The sequence below is a fragment of the Xanthomonas sp. NCPPB 4467 genome (assembly GCF_041475665.2).
Classification (GTDB): domain Bacteria; phylum Pseudomonadota; class Gammaproteobacteria; order Xanthomonadales; family Xanthomonadaceae; genus Xanthomonas; species Xanthomonas dyei.
Genome location: NZ_CM191260.1, coordinates 4,597,018 through 4,617,257 on the forward strand (window position 1 = coordinate 4,597,018; position 20,240 = coordinate 4,617,257).

Genomic DNA, 20,240 nt, shown 5'->3' on the forward strand with positions numbered 1-20,240 from the left:
CACGATCGACGATCAGCGCTGCGCCGGACCCCAATAGCCGAGTTCACGCCGAATCTGCAGGCCACGCCACAGGGCGCCCAGCGGCTTGCGTCGCAGCGTGCCGAGCTTGCCAGCGATGAACTCTTCGGTGGCGGCGATCACGCGTTCCGACGATCTGCCATCGCGATACGGATGGATCGCATCGGCATAGCTGGTCAGCGCATTGCGCAGTTCGGCATCCGGCGCCAGCGCGCGCGCCAGCTGCTGCGGCAGCTGTTGCGGCTGCAGAAAATCCAGCATATGCGGCTGCGGCACGCGGTTGCGGAAGGTCACCACCGGTTTGTGCTGCACCACAAACTCGGAGACGATCGATGAGGTATCGGAGACCAGCACATCGGCCGCGCGCTGCGCCGCCACAACCTCTTCGGGCTCGACGAACCGCGCATTGGCACCGGCCAATGCGCGATAGCGGTCGAATAATTCCGGCGCGCATTTGGGATGCAAGGTGAGCAGCCAGTAGTGCGCACCGCGCGCGATATCGGCGGCGATTTCCTCATACAGCACAGGTGCCGCGCTCAGCCGCTCGGTAAAGGTGGAACCGAACAGGATCACCGGCCGTCCGTTGGCGGACGCACGCAGCGCGGCGCTGTGCCCGCCGTCATCGCGGAACACCGGATCGAGCTTGGGCCAGCCGGTTTCCACCACCGCAAAATGACCTTCGCGCGCCGCCAGAGCACGAAACGGCGCAGTGGTGGCCGGGCCTTGCGTGCAATACAGATCGAACAAGCCGCGCACGCGAAAGTGGCCGCGATTGTCCTCGCGCTTTTGCACATTGAAGCCATGGAAGAGCTGCACCTTGGCGCCGGAGATAAACAGCGGCACCCAGTTGGCCGCACTGAACACTGCACGCGGACGCAGGGCCAGCGCCTCGCGCAACCCCACTTCGCGCACGCCCGGCAGCACCAGCCCACGCGCGCCGCCTTCGTACCAGGCAGCAACGGTGTCGCCGCGGGCCTGTAATGCCTGCGCCAATGGCGCCAGAATAGGCAACGCGTAACGCTCCGTTGCGAACAGCAGGTAATCGGCCATCACATGTCCTCTTCGACCGCACCCGACGAACGGCCTCGCATTAGCGCCTGCATTATCGCGTTCAACGAGGCCGATCGCCTATGCGACTGCCTGACCTCGCTGGCGTTCTGCGATGAGATCGTGGTGGTGGACTCCGGTTCCACCGACGCCACTGCTGCCATTGCCAACGCGCATGGCGCGCGCGTGCTGCAACGCGCCTTCGATGGCTACCGCAGCCAGAAGGCGTATTGCGTGGCGCAAGCCAGCCACGACTGGGTGCTGTGCCTGGATGCGGACGAACGCATCAGCGACAGCTTGCGTGCAGCGATCCTGGCCGCGCGCGATGCCGGCTTTGCCGACGCGGCCGGCTACCGGTTTGCGCGGCTCTCCGAGTACTTCGGCCGCTTCTTGCGCCATGGCAATGCATATCCGGACCGCGTGCTGCGCCTGTTCGACCGACGCCGTGGCGGCTGGCGCGGCAAGCGCGAGATCCACGAAGCGGCCAGCGTCGATGGTGCCGTGGTCACCTTGCGCGGCGACCTGATCCACTACCCCTACCGGTCGCTGATGCAGCAGCTGGCCAAGACCCAGCGCTACGCACAGATGATGGCCGAGCACGATTACGCCCGCGGCAAGCGCGCGACCTGGAGCAAGCTGGTGTTGGCGCCGGCCTGGCGCTTCTGGCGCGGCTATCTGCTGCGCGGCGGGTTTCGCGATGGCTGGCATGGGTTGATCTACGCCTACGTGCGCGCCAACTACGTGCGCCAGAAGACCATCATGCTGTGGCTGTTGCAGCACAACCAGCCGGTACAGGACCCGCCGCGCGCCGCGGATGGACGCAGCGACTGAGCGCAGCCAACACGGCTGCTGCGCTCATCGCCAGGCAGCGCGACCGATGCGCTCGGTGGCCGCGGACTCGTCGCGCAGATGAATCGCTTCGCATGGGTGGCCAGACGCATGACGGCTTGCCAATGTTTGAATGCGTGTTGGCCGCTCTCAGCCGATCAGGTTGCGCACACGCGAAGCGTCTCCAACTCACCACTGCTCGCTACGCGTTGCCGACAACCTTCGGTATTGCCGGCTGCGCCTGACGCGCGGCCAGGCCCACCAGGACGCCCACCATTGCCGAGTAGAAGCTCGCCGCCACCTGGTGCGCGAACATCGACTGGGTCAACCCGCACAGCGCATAGCTGATCACGATCATCACCCCAGCCGCCGCCGGCCCGCGGAACTGCACCTGCCCGCTGCGCCGATGCAAGCGCACAAACACCCATAGCGGCACGCCATAGACCGCAATCAGCAGCAACAGCCCGGGCACGCCCTGGGTGGCGGCCCATTCGGCCAGATCGTTGTGCGCATGGCCTAGATGGCAGCGAAACAACGCGTTATCCGCGGCGCACACAGGCAACTCGTGCATCGCATCGTCGAATCGGCCCACGCCGACGCCGGTCAGCGGATGCGCACGCACGGTATCCCAGGCCACATGCAGGCGCTCGATGCGGGCCCCGGCGGACGAATCGCTGTCGCCCACTTCGTAGCGCTGCAGATCGCTCTGCAACTCGCCCAGGCGCATCTGGTCGGTCAACGCAGGCACGCTGGCAACCACGCCCACTGCCAGCACCGCACCGCCGACGAAGGTCAGCAGCCGCATGCGCGTGCTATGCCACGGCGCGCCCCAGGCCAGTACGCCCACGGTGGCCAGCAACGCCAGCCACACGCCGCGACTGCCGCTGAGCACGATCACCACCACCGCTGCGACCGCTGCGCCCACCAGCCAGCGCACCGCGCCAACCGGACGACAAAACGCTGCCACTACCAGCAACATCATCGCGATGTCGGCAAACACAATGGCGTTGGTAAAGCCTTCCGCACGGTCGGCACCCTTCATCACCTGCAGCACCGCGATCGCCATGGCCGCGGCCACGCCGGCCAGCGCGCCCCGCCACAGCCAGACCTGGCGCGGCTGCAAGGCATAGGCCCACAGCGCCGCCCAGGGCAGCACCAGAAAGCGCGAACGATTGCCCACATCGCGCAGGCCGTGCTCGAACAAGGCGATCGACAGCAGCGACATTGCGATCACCACCACCGTCAGCCATCCCACCGTGCGCAACGCGCCGCTGCGCGCCGCGATGCCGGCCCGCAGGCTACGCCAACCGACCAGAGAGCCAAGCAACAGGCACAGGCCGAACGGCGCCAACCCGCTGGGCATGCTCACCACCAGCGCGGTCAGCGTGAACACGCCCAGCTCGGCGATGCCCACGCCCGCGCGCGATGCGGCGGGGACGGACTGCGGGAGCGACGCGGGCTGGGTACGCAATGAATTCATCGAAAGATCGGTGGCGAAAGGGGGCAGGACAGGCACCGCGCGTCAGCGGCGCCGGCCAAGCTAACGATGTCGCGCATGAATGACTGCTAGACAATCGCCAGCCCATACAGCGGCGTGATGCAGGCAGGACCTGGAATGCACGTGTGAAGGGCTCATTCGACGTCCAGGTTGCCCTGCTCCTTTGCTTCGACCGCCTTCTCCGTGGAGTTGGCCACGCAGTCGCCGCGCACCGCATCGCCCGGCACCAGCCACCAGCGCCGGCGATTGGCCACACCGACCAGCTGGCTGCGGCTGCGGTCCACGCAGCCCAACAGCGCCGTCTCCTGCGCCATCAGCCAACGCTGGCCCGGTTGCTCGGCCTGCCAGGCCACGCCGCGTCGCAGCTGTGCTTCCCACGGCACCTTGAAGCCGAAGGTCTGCGCAGGGCGGTCGGCCATCAGCAGGTTCTGCTCCTTCCATGCCACCAGGCCAAGTTGGGCATCCGGGCCGATACGGCGCCCGGCCTCGCGCATCACCGCGCCGGCCGAACTGGACTCGTTGAAGATCGGATAGCAGACCAGCCCGAACGCCACCCACCACGCGCCCAGCAGCGACACCACCGCCAGCGCGGAGCGGCGCACGCGCAACAGCAGCAGGCTCGCCACGCCCCAGGTACCCACCGCCAGCAGCAGCCAGCCCAGCGGGTCGGTGGCTTCGCTGCCGACCCCGCGGCTGTCCATGATCTTCTGCTCGAATCCGGGGTGCCCGATCAGCATCGCCGCCCCGCCTGCGGCGAAGACCACAGTCAGCAGCAGCGCAAAACCGAACAGCACCCGCTGCACCCCGACCCGGCGCAGCAGGCCCGCGGCCAACGGCGCCAGCGCCAGACAGAACATCGGCAACGCCGGCAGGATGTAGACATCGCGCTTGCCGCTGGGGATGGTGAAAAACACCAGCACCAGCAGCCACCACGCCAACGGCAGCAGATAGCGCGCATCGCGCCGGCGCAACCGCCGCCGCCACGCCGGAATCGCCCACGGCAACAGCAGGATGGTCGGCATCCACATCGTGGCCATGCTTTGCAGGTGGTACCAGATCGGCTGCGCGTGATCCCACGAACTGGCATAGCGCTTGGCGGTCTGGCGCAGCAGGATGTCGTTGAGATACACCCGGTATTCGGGCTGGCCGGCGGTGAGCGCGGTGACCATCATCGGCACGAACCACAGCGCGATCGCCACGAAGAAGAACAGCGGCCCGAGCCAGAAGCGGCGGTCGCGCACATGCACGCGCACACCCGGCCAACCGCGTGCGGCGGCAATGCCGGCCGGGATCAGCATCAGCAGCGCGATGATGCCCACGCCCTTGGTGATCACACCCAGCCCGGCGGCAAACCAGCCCAGCGTCCACCAGCGCCAGGCCGGGCCCAGCAACAGGTGCCGCAGCAGCCCGTAATTGGCCAGGGTGATCCAGAACACCACCAGCGGGTCGATCTGCGCCTTCTTGGCCTGAAAGGTGAAGTGCAGGGTGAACAACAGCAGCCACGCGGCATACACCCCCACCCGCCGGGTCCACAGCCGCCGTCCCAGGTCGTACACACAGGCCAGCGTGCCCAGCGCCGCAAGCAGCGACGGCAGCAGGAACGCCACCCGCCAATTGCCCAGCAGCGCGTAGAACAACGCCTGCAGCCACATCAGCATCGGCGGCTTGTCCGAATACAGCTCGTTGCCGCGATGCGGGAACAACCAGTCCCCGCTCAGCACCATCTGCTTGGCGACCAGCGCAAAACGCGGCTCGTCCGACGGCCAGGGGTCACGCAGGCCCAGCCCGGCACCGATCACCAGCACCGCGGTGATGGCCAGCAACCAGAAATCCTTTGAAGCACGGGTCTTGAGCATGGCGGGCGGCAATGGGACGCGAAAAGGGAGCGCCGGCATCGGCGCGCGATCAGGAAGCTTTTAGCAAAAGCGCGTAGAAGAAACCGTCGCAGTGCTGCTCGCCAGGAAACCGCTGACGTCCCGGGCCCGCCGCATGGCCGAACTGCGCACCCAAGGGCTGCGCCTGCGCATCCGGCGTGCGTTGCAGGAAGGCCTCGACCTGCCCCTGGTTCTCGCGCGCCAGCAGCGAGCAGGTGGTGTAGAGCAGCTGGCCGCCCGGACGCAACGTGCGCCAGCTCGCATGCAGCAGACGCGCCTGCAGGGCGCACAGCGCATCGATGTCGTCGGCGCGACGGTGCAGCAGCACATCCGGCTGACGACGCACCACGCCGGTGGCCGAACACGGCGCATCCAGCAGTACTGCATCGAAGGGCTGACCGTCCCACCAGGCGGCCGGGTCGGCAGCATCGGCCGCATGCAACGCAACCTGCGCGTTCGGCACGGTGCGATGCAACGTCTGTTGCACGCGCTCCAGCCGGCGCGCATCCACATCCAGCGCGGTGAGCTGCAACTGCGGGTAACGCTCCAGCAGATGCGCCGCCTTGCCACCGGGCGCAGCGCAGGCATCGAGTACCCGCGCCGCCGGTGTCAGCGTCAGCGCATCGGCCACTTGCTGCGCAGAGCCGTCCTGCACCGAGACATCGCCCTCGGCAAAGCCCGGCAACTGGCTCACCGGCACCGCACTGTGCAACCGCAGCGCATCAGGCAGCACCGTGTCGGTCTGTGCGGAGATGCCCACCTCTGCCAGCCGCGCCACATAGGCGGCTGGATCGGTGCGCCCGCGATGCACGCGCAGCCACATCGGCGCCATCTGCGCGCTTGCGACGAAGATCGCTTCGGCCCGCTCGCCCCAATCGGCACGCAGCTGCTTGCGCAACCACGACGGCCAACCGGCATCGTCCGAGACCGCCGGAAATCCTTCGCGCTGCGCACGCCGCAGGATCGCGTTGACCATGCCGGCCTGGCGCGGCCGGCCCAGCGCGCGACACGCCTCCACGGTGGCAGACAGCGCCGCGTGCGCTGGCAGTTGCAATACGTCGAGCTGGGCGAAGCCGGCCATCAACAATGCCTTGAGTTCGGCATCGCGCGGCGGCAGCGGCCGCTCCAGCCATTGCCGCAAGGCGACGTCGTAGGCCGGGCGGCGCCGCAGCACTGCAAAACAGATCGCCTCCACCAGCGCGCGATCGCGCGGATCGGCAATGCCAGGCAGCGCAGCGGTCAGTTCGGCCTTCAGCGAACGGCCCTGGTCGAACACGGCCGTGAGCACTTTCGCTGCCGCCAGCCGTGAGGCGACGCCGGCCGCCGCGGTGTCGGCGGCCATCAGCGTAGCGCCGGCAGGTCGCGACGCGCGTTGAGGTAATCGGCGGCGGTGATCGCCTTGCCGCCCTCACGCTGCAACACGCGCACCCGCAGCGCGCCCTGCCCGCAGGCGATGTCGATGCCCTGTTTGCTGGCGGCCAACAGGGTGCCCGGCGGCTGTTGATGGGCCAACTCGAGCGCAACCGCGCCATGCAGACGCACCCGCTCGCCGGCCAGCGTGGCTTCGGCCACCGGCCAGGGATTGAACGCACGCACGCGCCGCGCCAGTTCCTGCGCCGGCTGCGCCCAGTCCAGCCGCGCCTGCGCCTTATCCAGCTTGTGCGCGTAGGTCACACCCTCGTCCGGCTGCGCTTGCGCTACCGGACGAATGCCGGCACGCAGCAAGCCCAGGCCATCGGACAGCACCTGCGCACCCAGCGCGGCCAGGCGGTCGTGCAGCTGGCCGCCGGTTTCCTGCTCACCGATCTCGATGCGTTGCGACAACAGCACCGGGCCGGTGTCCAGACCGGCTTCCATCTGCATCAGGCACACGCCGGTTTCGGTATCGCCGGCCTCGATCGCACGCTGGATCGGCGCGGCGCCACGCCAGCGCGGCAGCAGCGAGGCATGCACATTCCAGCAGCCGTGGGTCGGCGCAGCCAGCACCGTCTTGGGCAGGATCAGCCCGTAGGCCACCACCACCATCAAATCGGCATTGAGCCCGCGCAGCGTGGCCAGCGCCTCGGGCGAGCGCAGCGTCTGCGGCTGATAAACCGGAATGCCGCGCGCGATCGCCTCCAGCTTCACCGGCGACGGCGTCAGCCCGCGGCCACGGCCGGCTGGCCGATCCGGCTGGGTGTAGACCGCCACCACTTCATGCCGTTGTGCAGCAGCGCGCAATGAAGCGACAGCGAAGTCCGGCGTACCGGCGAAGACAATTCTCATAGGGCTGGGATGTGGGAGTTGGAATTGGGGATTGACAACGGCGGGTGCTGCGGCCGAACGGAATCGGCGGGCCGATGGGTGGGGATTGGAGAGGTGGGGTTAGGCAGTGGCAACAGCGATTGGCTGGTGCTCTCAGTCCCTAGACAGAAATGGGCTTCAAACCAGATCTGTGCAGAGACACACGATCTCGCGCCCCATGCATGACGCCGTCAATCAGGCTTGTTGAACAAACGGACTGCACACCGGCATCAACGCGTGCACGGGGACCACATTTGCCAATCCCCACTCCCGAACCCCCAATCCCCGCCGTCAAGCCACATGCTTGCGCATTTTGGCCAGTTTCTTGCGCACCATTTCGCGCTTGAGCGGGGACAGGTAGTCCACGAACAGCTTGCCGTCCAGATGGTCCATCTCGTGCTGGATGCACACTGCCAGCAGGCCCTCGGTGCTCAGCTCATGGGCCTGCCCCTGACGGTCGAGGTAGCGCACGGTAATCGCATCGGCGCGGCTGACATCGGCAAAGATACCCGGCACCGACAGGCAGCCTTCCTGATACACCTGCTCGCCCTGCCGGGTGGCAATTTCCGGGTTGATGAACACCTGCGGGGCGTTTTTTTCCTCGCTGACGTCGATCACCATGAAGCGCTTGTGCACATCCACCTGACTGGCAGCCAGGCCGATGCCGGGCGCCTCGTACATGGTCTGGAACATGTCATCCAGCAGCGTCTGGAACGCCGGACTGGTGACCTCGGCCGCATCGACCGGCACAGCCTTGGTGCGCAGCCGCGGATCGGGAAATTCGAGAATAGGGAGCAAAGCCATGGGGTTACCCGTCTGGGAACACCGGCGCGGCGCCGGCAAGACGGTCTCATTCTAGCGCAATGCTTGCGTGGCGCCCCGGTTTCTGGACTATAGTGCGCGGACCTGTTGGGGAATCAGGCAAGAAGGCACTCATGTTGAACCGACTTCGTACGGTCGTCGCTGCGGCGATGCTGACCGCCGCGACCTACGCTGCCGCGCAAGCGGTGGGCGAGCATCCAGACACCTATGTGGTCCGCAAGGGGGATACCCTCTGGGACATTGCTGGGCGTTTTCTGCAAAAGCCATGGCTGTGGCCGGAAATCTGGCAAGCCAATCCACAGATCCAGAATCCGCACCTGATCTATCCGGGTGACGTGATCAGCCTGGCCTACCTGGACCGCGTGGGGAAAGGCACGATCCAGCCCGGCCCGCGCCAGGAAGCGCCGATCAACGCGATTCCGCTGGCCGATGTCGAGCCGTTCCTGAAAAACCTGCGCGTGGTCGAAGACTTCGACCAGCTGCCCTATGTGGTCGGCCTGGAAGGCGGTCGCCTTCGCGCGTCTGCCGAGCAGGTCGCTTATGTAGTCGGTCTGGACGACGCAAAGCCAGGCCAGCGCTTCGCAGTGGTGCGTCCGACCATGAAGTTCAGCCTACCCAAGCCTAATGAAGACCTGGATGCCGCCGGCGACACGGTTCCGGGGTCGGGTTCGCTGTGGAAGTTCTATGCGGCACCGAGCACGCGCCGTGAATTCCTCGGCTACGAGCTGACCCAGGTCAACATCGGCACCATCACCCGCAGCGCGGCGGGCGGCAATTCCAAGGCGGCGACCTTGCTGTTGCAGGACAGCGGCCGCGAAGTGCGCGCCGGCGATCGCATCGTTGCGGTGGAAGCGCAGCCGTACGATCTGCAGTTCATCCCGCATCCGCCGTCCGACCAGGCGCTGCAGACCGAGCTGCGCGTGCTGGCCATTGCCGACGCCTTCACCGTTGGCGGTACCCGCGACGTGATCGCCATTTCCGGCGGCGCGCGCGAAGGTATCAACAACGGCACGGTGTTCTCGATCTGGCGCAAGGGCCGCACCGTCAGCGACCGCGTGAAGCATTCGCGCTTCTCACGCACCGATGACGATTTCAGCGGCCCGTCCAGCTCCACCGTCGGCCTGCCCGATGAATATGCCTCGCATGCGATGGTGTTCCGCACCTTCGACAAGGTCAGCTACGCGCTTGTGATGGAAAGCGTCAAACCGACCGGCCTGGGCTACTTCGTCAAGCATCCTGACGCGCAGTAATCGGAAAGTCCGATGGTCTAACGCGACGGCGCCTGAGGGCGCCGTCGTCGTTTACGGCCCAGGCTGTGCACATGGCTCTGACTTCTCCCGATCCGCGCGCATTGCTGATATTGCTGCTGGCTGGCGGCCGCAGCCCACCGCGTCGCGCACTGATGAGCGCCCACGCCAGCCCGTCCGACATCCTGACTGCCGGGCCCGGCGCCTGGCGCGCGGCCGGCTGCGACGACGTGCAATCGGAACGGCTGCAGTCGCCCGACCCGCAAGCGCTGGATGCGGCGCTGCGCTGGTGCGAACAGCCCGGCCACCACCTGATCGGCTGGCAAGACCCGGACTACCCGGCGCTGCTACGCCACATCGTCAACCCGCCACTGGCGCTGTTCGTGGACGGCGACCCCAACGCACTCTGGCATCCCGGCGTGGCCGTGGTCGGCAGCCGCTCCGCCACAGCCGGCGGACGCGACCACACCCGCGCCTTCGCATCGCGCCTGGCATCTGCAGGGCTTGGCATCATCAGCGGGATGGCCGCCGGCGTGGATGCGATCGCACACGACGCCGCGCTCGCCCAGACTGACGGCATCACAGTGGCGGTGGTCGGCACCGGTGCCGACGTGGCTTACCCCGCGCATCACCAGGCATTGCGCGATCGCATTGCCGCACGCGGCGCGGTGGTCAGCGAATACCTGCCCGGCACCCGGCCGGTGGCCGCGCATTTCCCGGCGCGCAACCGGATCATTGCCGGGCTGGCGCTGGGCACCTTGGTGGTCGAAGCGGCGATGCGCTCGGGCGCGCTGATCACCGCGCGCCTGGCGGCCGAGGCCGGACGCGAGGTGTTCGCCCTGCCCGGCTCGCTGCACAACCCGCTCGCGCGCGGCTGCCACCACCTGATCCGCCAGGGCGCAACGCTGGCGCAGGAACCGGCCCAGGTCATCGAGGGACTACAACTGCTGTCGGGCGAGTTGGCCACCGCCTTGCGCGAGCGCCTGGCCGCCCCCACTCAGGTGCCCAGGACGACGCGCACCACCACTTCCACGCGCCCGGACCCCGACTACCAGCGCTTGTGGCAGGCACTGGGCCACGACCCTACCCCTATGGATTCCCTGGTCGAACGCACCGGATTGACGGCCGCCGCGCTGTCCTCCATGCTGCTCATCATGGAACTGGAGGGAGACGTGGTCACCGAGCACGGTCGCTATACCCGCAATCCCTAGTTTCTTCACCTCCACAGCGTCGCGCGACGCAGGCCGAGGGGCAATGAAAGAGAGCATTCTCGATGTACTGCTGTACCTGTTTGAACATTATTTCAGCGAAGACGCGGACCTGGTCCGTGACCGTGACTCGCTTCAGAATGGCCTGATCCAGGCCGGCTTTAGTCCCGCAGAAATCAGCAAGGCGTTCGACTGGCTGGACGCGCTCTCCGAGCAGCGCCCCAGCGTGGCGCGTCCGCATGTCGATGGTCCCGTGCGCATCTATCACGGCCCGGAGCTGGACAAGCTCGATGTCGATTGCCGTGGATTTCTGCTGTTCCTCGAGCAGCACCGCATTCTCGATGCCGACCAGCGCGAGTTGGTGCTGGACCGCGCCATGGCGTTGGACCAGGACGAACTGGATCTGGACGACCTCAAATGGGTGGTGCTGATGGTGTTGTTCAACCAGCCGGGCGCGGAAGCTGCCTATGCCTGGATGGAAACCCAGATGTTCCTGGACGAGCCTGAACCCGTACACTGAGGGCTGAAGCCGCCACGGACGTGCGTGCGAGGGGACGGGGATGAGCAGTTGGTATTACGCCGAAGGCAACCGCCAGCGGCGTGGCCCGGTGGCCGACGAGGTTCTGCTGGGCCTGTATCGCGATCGTCAGATTGCCCTGGACACGCTGGTCTGGCGCGAAGGCCTGGACCAGTGGCTGCCGCTGGCCGCCTGTGCCGATGCGCTCGGCCCGCCGGTTTCTACCGATCTGCACGCTGCTGCGGCCCCGCCGCCACTGCCTGAGGCTGCGGCGGGCGCCCCGCCGGTCAACCCTGCGTCACCGCACCTGCGCCAGCCTGCCAAGGGGCCAGCATGGCCACTGCTGTTGGTGCTGGGCGCGGTGGTTGGCATGTTTGTCATCGTGGCCGTACTCGGTATCCTCGCGGCGATCGCATTGCCGGCCTACAAGGACTATCAGACCCGCGCCAAGGTCACCGCGGCAGTTGCTGCATTGGCGCCACTGAAGCCACTGATCGCCGACTTTCTCGCGCGCGAAGGCCGCTGCCCGGAGAATGGGGACGCCGGCTTCCAGACGCCCGAGCACTACGCCACTGGCGTGCTGGCCAGCGTGCAGATCGGCCGCTTCGATACCAGCGCCTGCGGCGTCGAGGCCCTGCTGCATGCGCCTGGCTCGCCCAAGATCGACGGCAAGGCGCTGTGGCTGGATCTGGATGCGGATGCCGGCACCTGGCAGTGCAGTTCCGAGATCGACGACAACCAACTTCCGCAGGATTGCCGCGGCTGACCGGTAGCTACACGCACAACGCATCATCCAAGGGGACATCATGACGCAGTGGTACTACGCCGACGCACAGCGGCAACGCCAGGGGCCGGTCGACACGGACACGCTTGCCGCGCGCCTGTCGCAGGGCATCATCGATCACACCAGCCTGGTCTGGCGCGAGGGTCTGCCGCAGTGGGTGACCCTGAGCGAGGTTGCGTCCGAACTGGGCCTGGACACGCTGGCGCCAGCATCCCCGCCCACCGCAGCCGATGCGCCTGTGCCAGCGCAGGGCGAGGCTGCGCCGGCCGTCGCACCGCCTGCTGACATCACGCTCCGGGATGCGACACCGGTTGCCGGAGCCCCGGCGTCGGACCTTTCGTCGCAGGCCTGGTCGAGACAAGCAGAGCCTGCCGCGGCGGATGCGGATGCGCTGTCCGGACCCGGGTCATCTACGACTCACTCCAGTGCGTCGCAGGAGGCCGTGTCCTGGACGGGCGCGCCTGGGGACGCCGCAGACCATCCGCCGCACACGGCTGAGCACGTGCCAGCCGGTCAATTGACTGCCTCTGCGCCGGTCGCGTCCGAGGGCAACGAGTCGTGGCCCGGCACGCCTGGCGCTGTGGATCCCGCCGTGCATGCGCCAACCCCAGCGGCGACCGCGGCGACCACCCCACCGCCGCCAGCCCCGGCCGCCACGCCGTTGCCAAGTGCCTGGGATACCCCGGTAGCGGCATTGCCCACTGCTGCAGTCGTCACCCATGACGCGCCAGTGGTCTACGCGGGCCTATGGCGGCGTGTGGCGGCCAGCATCCTGGATAGCCTGATCACCACCTTCGCGGTCTATCTGATCGTGATTCCGCTGGTGTTCGTCGTGGCGCTCGGCACCAGCATGGGCGATTCCGCGTCGTCGATGGACGACGGCAGCGCGCTGGGCATCGCCATCGTGGTGATGTCCTACGGCATCGGCCTGGCCATCCCGACGCTGTATTTCGCCTGGATGCAGTCCAGCCGGCTTCAGGCCAGCCTGGGCAAGCTCGCCTGCGGCATCAAGGTGGTGCGCGCCGACAGCAACGGAGCGCGGGTCGGGTTCTGGCGCAATGTGTTGCGCTATCTGGCCTACATGCTGATCAGCGTCCTCACCCTTGGCATCGGGGCCGTGGTGGCGGCCTTCATGGCCGGCATGTCGCAGCGCAAGCAGACTCCGCACGACAAGATCTGCGACACGCTGGTTGTGGACCGCTGGGCCTTCACCGACCGCCCGGAGCTGCAGTCGCGCGGTCTGGACACGGTGTCGATCGTGGTGCTGGCCATTTACGGGGTGATGCTGGTGTTGTCGATCGTGGTCGTGGTGATCATGCTGGCGACGATCGGAATGAGCCAGAGCTAACAGTTCGCCGCGCCCGCCGCTTGACACGGCGGCGTCCGCCGTGATCTTTCTAATAAGACAGACTGAACGCCCGGGAGCATTCCCGGGCGTTAACGTGTGGGAAACGGCCGATCTGCTTCCCTCGACCGGCCAATTAGGCCACGCTACCTGCCCCCCGGGCTCCGCCCCAAGAATTTGCCACCATGCCCAAGCACCTGCTCATCGTCGAATCGCCCGCCAAGGCCAAGACGATCAATAAATACCTCGGCAAGGACTTCACCGTCCTGGCCTCGTATGGGCACGTGCGCGACCTCGTCCCCAAGGAGGGCGCGGTCGACCCGGATAACGGCTTTGCGATGCGGTACGACCTCATCGAAAAAAACGAGAAGCATGTCGAAGCCATCGCCCGTGCCGCCAAGAGCGCCGACGACATCTATCTGGCGACCGACCCGGACCGCGAGGGTGAGGCGATCAGCTGGCACATCGCCGAGATCCTGAAAGAGCGCGGCCTGTTGAAGGACAAGACGATGCAGCGCGTGGTGTTCACCGAGATCACGCCCCGCGCGATCAAGGAAGCCATGCTCAAGCCGCGTGCGATCGCCGTCGATCTGGTGGACGCGCAGCAGGCCCGCCGCGCACTGGACTATCTGGTCGGCTTCAACCTGTCGCCGGTGCTGTGGCGCAAGGTGCAGCGCGGGCTGTCGGCCGGCCGCGTGCAGTCGCCGGCGCTGCGCATGATCGTCGAGCGCGAAGAAGAGATCGAAGCCTTCATCGCACGCGAGTACTGGTCCATCGATGCGCATTGCCGGCATCCGTCGCAGCCGTTCAACGCGCGTCTGATCAAGCTGGACGGGCAGAAGTTCGAGCAATTCACCGTGACCGACGGCGACACCGCCGAAGCGGCGCGCCTGCGCATCCAGCAGGCCGCGCAAGGCGTGCTGCATGTCACCGACGTGGCCAGCAAGGAGCGCAAGCGCCGCCCCGCCCCGCCGTTCACCACCTCCACGCTGCAGCAGGAAGCCTCGCGCAAGCTCGGCTTCACCACCCGCAAGACCATGCAGGTGGCGCAGAAGCTGTACGAAGGTGTGGCACTCGGCGACGAGGGCTCGGTCGGTCTGATCAGCTATATGCGTACCGACTCGGTGAACCTGTCGCAGGACGCGCTGGTGGAGATCCGCGACGTGATCGCGCGCGATTTTGGCACCGCGTCGTTGCCGGATCAGCCCAACGCCTACACCACCAAATCCAAGAACGCGCAGGAAGCCCACGAAGCGGTACGCCCGACTTCCGCGTTGCGTACGCCTGCGCAGGTGGCGCGCTTTTTGTCCGACGACGAGCGTCGCCTGTACGAATTGATCTGGCGCCGCGCTGTGGCCTCGCAGATGATTCCGGCCACGCTCAATACCGTCAGCGTCGATCTGTCGGCCGGCAGCGAGCACGTGTTCCGTGCCAGCGGCACCACCGTGGTGGTGTCGGGCTTTTTGGCGGTCTATGAGGAAGGCAAAGACACCAAGAGCAGCGAGGACGAGGACGAAGGCCGCAAGCTGCCGCTGATGAAGGCCGGCGACAACATCCCGCTGGATCGCATCGTCACCGATCAGCATTTCACCCAGCCGCCGCCGCGCTTCACCGAAGCGGCGCTGGTCAAGGCGCTGGAGGAATACGGCATCGGCCGTCCCTCCACCTATGCTTCGATCATCCAGACCTTGCAGTTCCGCAAATACGTGGAAATGGAAGGCCGCAGCTTCCGCCCCACCGACGTGGGCCGTGCGGTGTCCAAGTTCCTGTCCGGGCATTTCACCCGCTACGTGGACTACGACTTCACCGCCAAGCTCGAAGACGACCTGGATGCGGTCTCGCGCGGCGAGGCGGAATGGATCCCGTTGATGGAGAAGTTCTGGGGCCCGTTCAAGGAACTGGTCGAGGACAAGAAGGATTCGCTGGACAAGACCGACGCCGGCAGCGTACGCGTGCTCGGCGCCGACCCGGTCAGCGGAAAGGAAGTCAGCGCGCGCATCGGCCGTTTCGGCCCGATGGTGCAGATCGGCACCGTGGAAGACGAAGAAAAACCCACCTTTGCTTCGCTGCGTCCGGGTCAGAGCATCTATTCGATCTCGATCGAGGACGCGCTGGAGCTGTTCAAGATGCCGCGCGCGCTGGGCCAGGACAAGGACCAGGACGTCAGCGTCGGCATCGGCCGGTTCGGGCCGTTTGCGCGCCGTGGCAGCGTGTATGCGTCGCTGAAGAAAGAGGACGACCCGTACACCATCGATCTGGAGCGCGCGGTGTTCCTGATCGAAGAGAAGGAAGAGATCGCGCGCAATCGGGTGATCAAGGAATTCGACGGCAGCGACATCCAGGTGCTCAACGGCCGCTTCGGCCCGTACATCAGCGACGGCAAACTCAACGGCAAGATTCCCAAGGATCGCGAGCCGGCATCGCTGACTTTCGAAGAAGTGCAGCAGTTGCTGGCCGACACCGGCAAGCCGGTGCGCAAAGGCTTCGGCGCCAAGAAGGCCACGCTCAAGAAGAATGCGGTGAAGGATTCGGCAAAAGAGGCCAAGGACGCCGCCGCGAAGGACGCCGCAGCCAAGAAGAGCGCGGTGAAGAAAGCGGCCACCAAAACCGCTGCGAAGAAGGCGCCGGCCAAGAAGACTGCGGCCAAGAAAGCGGCCAAGCGCGTCGTCAAGAAAACCGTGAGCAAGGCAGCAGGCTGAGGCAGCGTATGGATCACACGCTGAGCCTGGACAGCGCCGTCGCCACCCTGCAGAAGGGCGGCTTGATCGCCTACCCGACCGAGGCGGTCTGGGGGCTGGGCTGCGACCCGGCGCAGGAGGCCGCCGTGCTGCGCCTGCTGGAGATCAAGCGGCGCCCGGTCGACAAGGGCGTGATCGTGGTGGCATCCGGCATCGAGGTGCTGCGCGACTGGGTCGATCTCGACGCGCTGGAACCGGCCCGCCGGGATGAAGTTTTGACCAGCTGGCCCGGCCCACATACCTGGATCCTGCCGATCACCAAACGCGCGCCGCGCTGGGTCACCGGCACGCATGACGGGCTGGCCGTGCGCATCAGCGCGCACCCGGTGGTGGCAGCGCTGTGCGGGGCCTGGGGCGCGCCACTGGTGTCGACCAGTGCCAACCTGGCCGGGGAGCCACCGGCACGCAGCCGCGAGGCCCTGGACCCGGCGCTGCTGGCGACCCTCGATGGCGTGCTGGCAGGCGATGTCGGCGGGCTGGCGCAGCCCACCCCGATCCGCGATGCACGCACCGGTCAGAGCCTGCGCGACTGAGCCTGCGGTATGTGTGGGCGGCCTCTGGCATTGCAGCAGCGGGCGTCTGGCGCGTCAGAGATGCCAGGCACCGTGAAGATCGTGCAAGGCGCCTACGCGCCGACCGAAGGTCACCGTTTCAATCACAACAAGCTGCTGCTGGCGTGCACCGACGTGATGTCATGGCGAGGGCGCTTTCAAACCGGCGTACACAGATCCCCGTGCTCCAGGTCTAGCGCCAGCTCCAACTGACAACGTCACGCAGCAGGCCGCCGAACGGCCACATCGCCACGCCCCAGACGCAGAATCCACCGGCCCGCCCGCTTTCACGCACGCGGGCCTGAGCAGCGCCCGTCCGCGCACTTTGCTGCGCGGCCGCCAAGCGCGCACACTCGGCGCATGCGCACTCTTCCAACCTTTTTGTTGCTGGCCTGCGCGCTGCCCGCCTTGGCAGCGAGCACGGCCGCCAAGCCAGACCCGAACGTGCGGGTCTACCGCTGCGTCAGCAGCACCGGGACTGTGGCTCTGCAGGACGCGCCATGCAGCAGCGGTCGCCAGCAGGTGCTGGACATGCAGCGTCCGCAGGACCCACCGCCGCGACCGCAACGCGTGGAGGCACCCGCCGCCGTTCCCGCCGCGCCATCGCGCGAAGTGCGCATCGTCACCGTGCAACCGCCGCAGCCGATGTACGAGTGCACCACCGAAGACGGCAAGCGCTACACCAGCGACAGCCCGGAAGGCAATCCGCGCTGGGTGCCGACCTGGGGGCCGGCCTATGTGGGCAATGCGGTTGGCCCGCCGATCAGCGGCGGCGGCATCCAGCGTCCACCGATCTCGGTCAGCCCGCGCCCGGCGATTGCGGTGCAGGGCGGCGCCGGGCGGGGCAGCATCCGCGGCAGTGCGAGCTTCGGCGGAGGTAGCTATCAGGACGGTTACCACGGCGGCGGCTACGGCGGTACGGTGATCGTGCCTTACGGCAATGTGCAGATCCGCGACGAGTGCCATGCCCTGCCCGAACAAGAGGTGTGCGCGCGACTGGCAGACCGCCGCTGGGAGCTGATCCGCCGCTACAACAGCGCGCTGCAGAGCGAACGCCAGGACCTCAGCCGCGAACAACGCGGCATCGAAGCGCGCCAGCAACGCGATTGCGGCGGCGCATGAGCCGTACCCTGTTATTGACGCTGCTGCTGGGATGGATTGCTGCGGGCGCCAACGCCCAGGATGTAGCCATCTACCGCTGTACCGATCCCGCCGGCGCGCTCACCGTGCAGAACATGCCGTGCCCGAAGGGCATGCAGCAACAAAAGAAAATGATGACCGCACCGGCGGCGGTGCCGTTTGCGCCGGGCGGCACGCCTGCGCCCGCGCCAGTGCGTGCTGCACCAGCTGCGAAGCCAGCGCCCGCCTCGCCTGTTGCCGTACCACCCGCGCCAACAGCCGCATCCACGCCACCGCCGATGACGCCCACCTCCACGCTGCCTCCGCCGCCGTTGTTCGAATGCACCGCACACGACAATGGCCGCTACTTCACCGAAGACCGCGAGCCGGCCACACGCTGCCTGCCGATGCAGACCACCAACCTGGCCGGCGGGCCGGCGATCGGCGGCGGCAGCGCCTGCGAAGTGGTCACCGACCGCTGCGCACCGGTACCGGATCAGAGCCTGTGCGAAGCCTGGCGCAAACGCGCCGAGCAGGCCGAGGCGACCTGGCGTTTCTCCGACGAGGCGCAATCGGCCGAGCGCAAGCAGCGCTACGATCAAATGCGCCGGGTGCTGGACGAAAGCCGCTGCGCCAATCCATCCGCTGCGCCCTGACCGACTCTGCAGGGCTGCGTGCGGGAAGGCGATCGATGGCGAGTGCGTCATGCCTGCGCATCACCGATACCCCCATCCGCCCTTCGGACACCTTCTCCCGCGATGCGGGGGAAGGGATGCATCTCCTGCCGACGCGGGGTTCCTTCTGCTTACGTAGGAAAGACTCCCCTCACTCGCGGCAACATTCGACCAACGTCTGCCATCATCACAGCGCGCAAGGAGCTGACAGGCGTCACGCGAGCCCGTGCTTGCCGCCGGCACCGGTTGGTACGGAAGGCGATCGATGGCGAGTGCGTCATGCCTGCACATTACCGATACCCCCATCCGCCCTTCGGGCACCTTCCCCCGCGATGCGGGGGTAGGGATGCATCTGCTGCCGACGCGGGGTTCCTTTTGCTTACGTAGCAAAGACTCCCCTGACTGGCGGCAACACCCGGCCAACGTCTGCCATCACCACAGCGCGCAAGGAGCTGACAGGCGTCACGCGAGCACGTGCCTGCGGCCGGCACCGGTGGCCGCATTGTGTGCCGGTGAGGCTAAAACCCGTACCGCAGAAACCCGCCATCCACCGCGATGCATTCGCCGGTGATGTAGCTGGCCGCAGGCAGGCACAAAAAGCCCACGGCCGCGGCGACTTCTTCGGGTTCGCCGATGCGGCGCATCGGGGTGCGCTCGATCACCTGTTCGTAGTAGTCCGGATCCGACAACGGGCCGGAGGTGCGGCGCGTGCGGATGTACCACGGCGCGACCGCGTTGACGCGGATGCCGTCCTCGGCCCATTCCACCGCCAAATTGCGCGTCATCTGCTGCAACGCGGCCTTGGTCATGCCGTACGGCGCGCCGCTGCGCACATGGGTGATGCCCGAGACGCTGCCCACATTGACGATGGCCGAGGCGGCATGCCGGGTCAGCAGCGGATGCGCATACCGCGACAATTCGAATGCAGAGAACACGTTGGTTTCGAAGATGCCGCGCCACTCGTCCTCGGTGTAATCGATGGCTGCGCGGGTGATGTTGCTGCCGGCGTTGTTGATCAGCAGATGCAGGCCGTCGGCGTGGTCTTCCACCCAGTCCAGGATCGCGCGACGCTCTTCATCGTCGGACACATCGGCCGCCAGCCCATGCAGCTCGCGCTCGGGAAATTCTTCGGCCAGTTCGTCGCGTGCCTGCGCCAACGCATCGGCATCGCGCGCCACCATCAGCAGGTCCGCCCCGAAGCCGAGCAGTTCGCGTGCGATGGCCAATCCAATACCGGCACTGGCGCCGGTGATGAGGGCGGTCTGTCCATCCAGCCGCCAACGCTGCGTTGTCACGTGGGTGATCCTCTTTCGAAACGCGGGAAGACGGCCGCTGCAGCGCAGTTGACGCGCAGCTGCGGCACCGGCGTTAGGATACCGCCACCGCTCGCGAGGTCACGACGATGAAACTTCACTGGATGCTTGCAGCCGTTCTGACGTTGCCGCTGGCTGCCTGTCAGCGTCCGCAACCGGCGCCCACCGACCAGAAGCCCGACCCGCAGGCTACCGCGTTGCGCGATCACATCCAGCAGCCGTTGAACAAGGCGCACGCGGTACAGGCCGCTACCGACCAGGCCGCAGAAGATCAGCGCAAGGCCATCGATGCCGCCACGCAGTAAGCGCGAGGCGCGATAGGCGCGATCAACACCGCGACGCCGCTGTCGGGCGGCTCGCACGTGGCGAGCGGC

The 20,240-nt window shown here is 66.9% G+C and carries 18 protein-coding genes; 11 read left to right on the forward strand and 7 right to left on the reverse strand.

What is annotated here, in order from left to right:
- Window positions 1-12: 12 nt before the first annotated feature.
- Entirely contained in the window at window positions 13-1,071 is a 1,059-nt protein-coding gene (locus ACCQ06_RS20170; protein ID WP_316688893.1) for a CDP-glycerol glycerophosphotransferase family protein, read from the reverse strand.
- Here ACCQ06_RS20170 and ACCQ06_RS20175 point away from each other — a divergent pair, their 5' ends adjacent.
- Complete coding sequence (locus ACCQ06_RS20175; RefSeq protein WP_104615699.1) at window positions 1,072-1,896, forward strand: glycosyltransferase family 2 protein; 825 nt, start codon at window positions 1,072-1,074, stop codon at window positions 1,894-1,896.
- Window positions 1,897-2,095: 199 nt separating this feature from the next.
- On the opposite strand, the gene ACCQ06_RS20180 is transcribed toward ACCQ06_RS20175, so the two are convergent.
- From ACCQ06_RS20180 to def, 5 genes are all read right to left on the reverse strand, one after another.
- Complete coding sequence (locus ACCQ06_RS20180) at window positions 2,096-3,373, reverse strand: O-antigen ligase family protein (RefSeq protein ID WP_104615700.1); 1,278 nt, start codon at window positions 3,371-3,373, stop codon at window positions 2,096-2,098.
- Between the two features lie 152 nt (window positions 3,374-3,525).
- Window positions 3,526-5,247: an ArnT family glycosyltransferase gene (locus tag ACCQ06_RS20185; RefSeq protein ID WP_228324657.1), complete on the reverse strand. Its 1,722-nt coding sequence runs from the start codon at window positions 5,245-5,247 to the stop codon at window positions 3,526-3,528.
- Between the two features lie 49 nt (window positions 5,248-5,296).
- On the reverse strand, window positions 5,297-6,607 hold the full coding sequence (gene rsmB / locus ACCQ06_RS20190) for a 16S rRNA (cytosine(967)-C(5))-methyltransferase RsmB (RefSeq protein WP_228324658.1): 1,311 nt from the start codon (window positions 6,605-6,607) through the stop codon (window positions 5,297-5,299).
- Window positions 6,607-7,530 (reverse strand): methionyl-tRNA formyltransferase, encoded by a 924-nt coding sequence (gene fmt / locus ACCQ06_RS20195; RefSeq protein WP_228324659.1) that lies wholly within the window; start codon window positions 7,528-7,530, stop codon window positions 6,607-6,609. The genes rsmB and fmt overlap by 1 nt, the downstream gene beginning before the upstream one ends.
- 309 nt (window positions 7,531-7,839) lie before the next feature.
- Entirely contained in the window at window positions 7,840-8,352 is a 513-nt protein-coding gene (gene def / locus ACCQ06_RS20200) for a peptide deformylase (RefSeq protein ID WP_104615704.1), read from the reverse strand.
- Between the two features lie 131 nt (window positions 8,353-8,483).
- Between def and ACCQ06_RS20205 the strand changes: the two genes are divergently transcribed.
- The 9 genes from ACCQ06_RS20205 (at window position 8,484) to ACCQ06_RS20245 (ending at window position 18,535) form a co-directional block, all read left to right on the forward strand.
- Window positions 8,484-9,620: a LysM peptidoglycan-binding domain-containing protein gene (locus tag ACCQ06_RS20205; RefSeq protein WP_316688894.1), complete on the forward strand. Its 1,137-nt coding sequence runs from the start codon at window positions 8,484-8,486 to the stop codon at window positions 9,618-9,620.
- A 71-nt stretch (window positions 9,621-9,691) separates the two neighbouring features.
- Entirely contained in the window at window positions 9,692-10,828 is a 1,137-nt protein-coding gene (gene dprA, locus ACCQ06_RS20210; RefSeq protein WP_316688895.1) for a DNA-processing protein DprA, read from the forward strand.
- Window positions 10,829-10,871: 43 nt separating this feature from the next.
- Entirely contained in the window at window positions 10,872-11,345 is a 474-nt protein-coding gene (locus ACCQ06_RS20215) for a DUF494 family protein (RefSeq protein WP_003484452.1), read from the forward strand.
- Between the two features lie 40 nt (window positions 11,346-11,385).
- Window positions 11,386-12,108 carry a pilin gene (locus ACCQ06_RS20220; RefSeq protein ID WP_228324662.1) on the forward strand — a complete coding sequence of 241 codons (723 nt, stop codon included), beginning with the start codon at window positions 11,386-11,388 and terminating at the stop codon, window positions 12,106-12,108.
- Window positions 12,109-12,148: 40 nt separating this feature from the next.
- On the forward strand, window positions 12,149-13,474 hold the full coding sequence (locus ACCQ06_RS20225) for an RDD family protein (RefSeq protein ID WP_228324663.1): 1,326 nt from the start codon (window positions 12,149-12,151) through the stop codon (window positions 13,472-13,474).
- 182 nt (window positions 13,475-13,656) lie between these two features.
- Entirely contained in the window at window positions 13,657-16,170 is a 2,514-nt protein-coding gene (locus ACCQ06_RS20230; RefSeq protein WP_316688904.1) for a DNA topoisomerase I, read from the forward strand.
- Window positions 16,171-16,178: 8 nt separating this feature from the next.
- Window positions 16,179-16,742, forward strand: a complete 564-nt coding sequence (gene tsaC / locus ACCQ06_RS20235) for an L-threonylcarbamoyladenylate synthase type 1 TsaC (protein ID WP_316688905.1) — start codon at window positions 16,179-16,181, stop codon at window positions 16,740-16,742.
- A 378-nt stretch (window positions 16,743-17,120) separates the two neighbouring features.
- Complete coding sequence (locus tag ACCQ06_RS20240; RefSeq protein ID WP_316688906.1) at window positions 17,121-17,882, forward strand: DUF4124 domain-containing protein; 762 nt, start codon at window positions 17,121-17,123, stop codon at window positions 17,880-17,882.
- Entirely contained in the window at window positions 17,879-18,535 is a 657-nt protein-coding gene (locus ACCQ06_RS20245) for a DUF4124 domain-containing protein (RefSeq protein WP_372364457.1), read from the forward strand. The genes ACCQ06_RS20240 and ACCQ06_RS20245 overlap by 4 nt, the downstream gene beginning before the upstream one ends.
- A gap of 536 nt (window positions 18,536-19,071) precedes the next feature.
- On the opposite strand, the gene ACCQ06_RS20250 is transcribed toward ACCQ06_RS20245, so the two are convergent.
- Window positions 19,072-19,848: an SDR family oxidoreductase gene (locus tag ACCQ06_RS20250; protein ID WP_104615713.1), complete on the reverse strand. Its 777-nt coding sequence runs from the start codon at window positions 19,846-19,848 to the stop codon at window positions 19,072-19,074.
- Window positions 19,849-19,955: 107 nt separating this feature from the next.
- On the opposite strand from ACCQ06_RS20250, the gene ACCQ06_RS20255 reads away from it, so the two are divergent.
- A complete protein-coding gene (locus ACCQ06_RS20255; RefSeq protein WP_046964303.1) occupies window positions 19,956-20,171 on the forward strand; it encodes a hypothetical protein in 216 nt (71 codons plus the stop codon).
- The last annotated feature ends 69 nt before the right edge of the window (window positions 20,172-20,240 follow it).

Excerpts from the sequence above, each read along its gene's own strand:
- ACCQ06_RS20175 (WP_104615699.1), top strand. The coding sequence starts at position 1,072 with ATGTCCTCTTCGACCGCACCCGACGAACGGCCTCGCATTAGCGCCTGC.
- ACCQ06_RS20230 (WP_316688904.1), top strand. The coding sequence starts at position 13,657 with ATGCCCAAGCACCTGCTCATCGTCGAATCGCCCGCCAAGGCCAAGACG.
- ACCQ06_RS20215 (WP_003484452.1), top strand. The coding sequence starts at position 10,872 with ATGAAAGAGAGCATTCTCGATGTACTGCTGTACCTGTTTGAACATTAT.
- ACCQ06_RS20240 (WP_316688906.1), top strand. The coding sequence starts at position 17,121 with ATGCGCACTCTTCCAACCTTTTTGTTGCTGGCCTGCGCGCTGCCCGCC.
- ACCQ06_RS20225 (WP_228324663.1), top strand. The coding sequence starts at position 12,149 with ATGACGCAGTGGTACTACGCCGACGCACAGCGGCAACGCCAGGGGCCG.
- fmt (WP_228324659.1), bottom strand. The coding sequence starts at position 7,530 with ATGAGAATTGTCTTCGCCGGTACGCCGGACTTCGCTGTCGCTTCATTG.
- ACCQ06_RS20185 (WP_228324657.1), bottom strand. The coding sequence starts at position 5,247 with ATGCTCAAGACCCGTGCTTCAAAGGATTTCTGGTTGCTGGCCATCACC.
- ACCQ06_RS20205 (WP_316688894.1), top strand. The coding sequence starts at position 8,484 with ATGTTGAACCGACTTCGTACGGTCGTCGCTGCGGCGATGCTGACCGCC.
- def (WP_104615704.1), bottom strand. The coding sequence starts at position 8,352 with ATGGCTTTGCTCCCTATTCTCGAATTTCCCGATCCGCGGCTGCGCACC.
- ACCQ06_RS20180 (WP_104615700.1), bottom strand. The coding sequence starts at position 3,373 with ATGAATTCATTGCGTACCCAGCCCGCGTCGCTCCCGCAGTCCGTCCCC.
- ACCQ06_RS20255 (WP_046964303.1), top strand. The coding sequence starts at position 19,956 with ATGAAACTTCACTGGATGCTTGCAGCCGTTCTGACGTTGCCGCTGGCT.
- rsmB (WP_228324658.1), bottom strand. The coding sequence starts at position 6,607 with ATGGCCGCCGACACCGCGGCGGCCGGCGTCGCCTCACGGCTGGCGGCA.
- tsaC (WP_316688905.1), top strand. The coding sequence starts at position 16,179 with ATGGATCACACGCTGAGCCTGGACAGCGCCGTCGCCACCCTGCAGAAG.
- ACCQ06_RS20245 (WP_372364457.1), top strand. The coding sequence starts at position 17,879 with ATGAGCCGTACCCTGTTATTGACGCTGCTGCTGGGATGGATTGCTGCG.
- dprA (WP_316688895.1), top strand. The coding sequence starts at position 9,692 with ATGGCTCTGACTTCTCCCGATCCGCGCGCATTGCTGATATTGCTGCTG.
- ACCQ06_RS20220 (WP_228324662.1), top strand. The coding sequence starts at position 11,386 with ATGAGCAGTTGGTATTACGCCGAAGGCAACCGCCAGCGGCGTGGCCCG.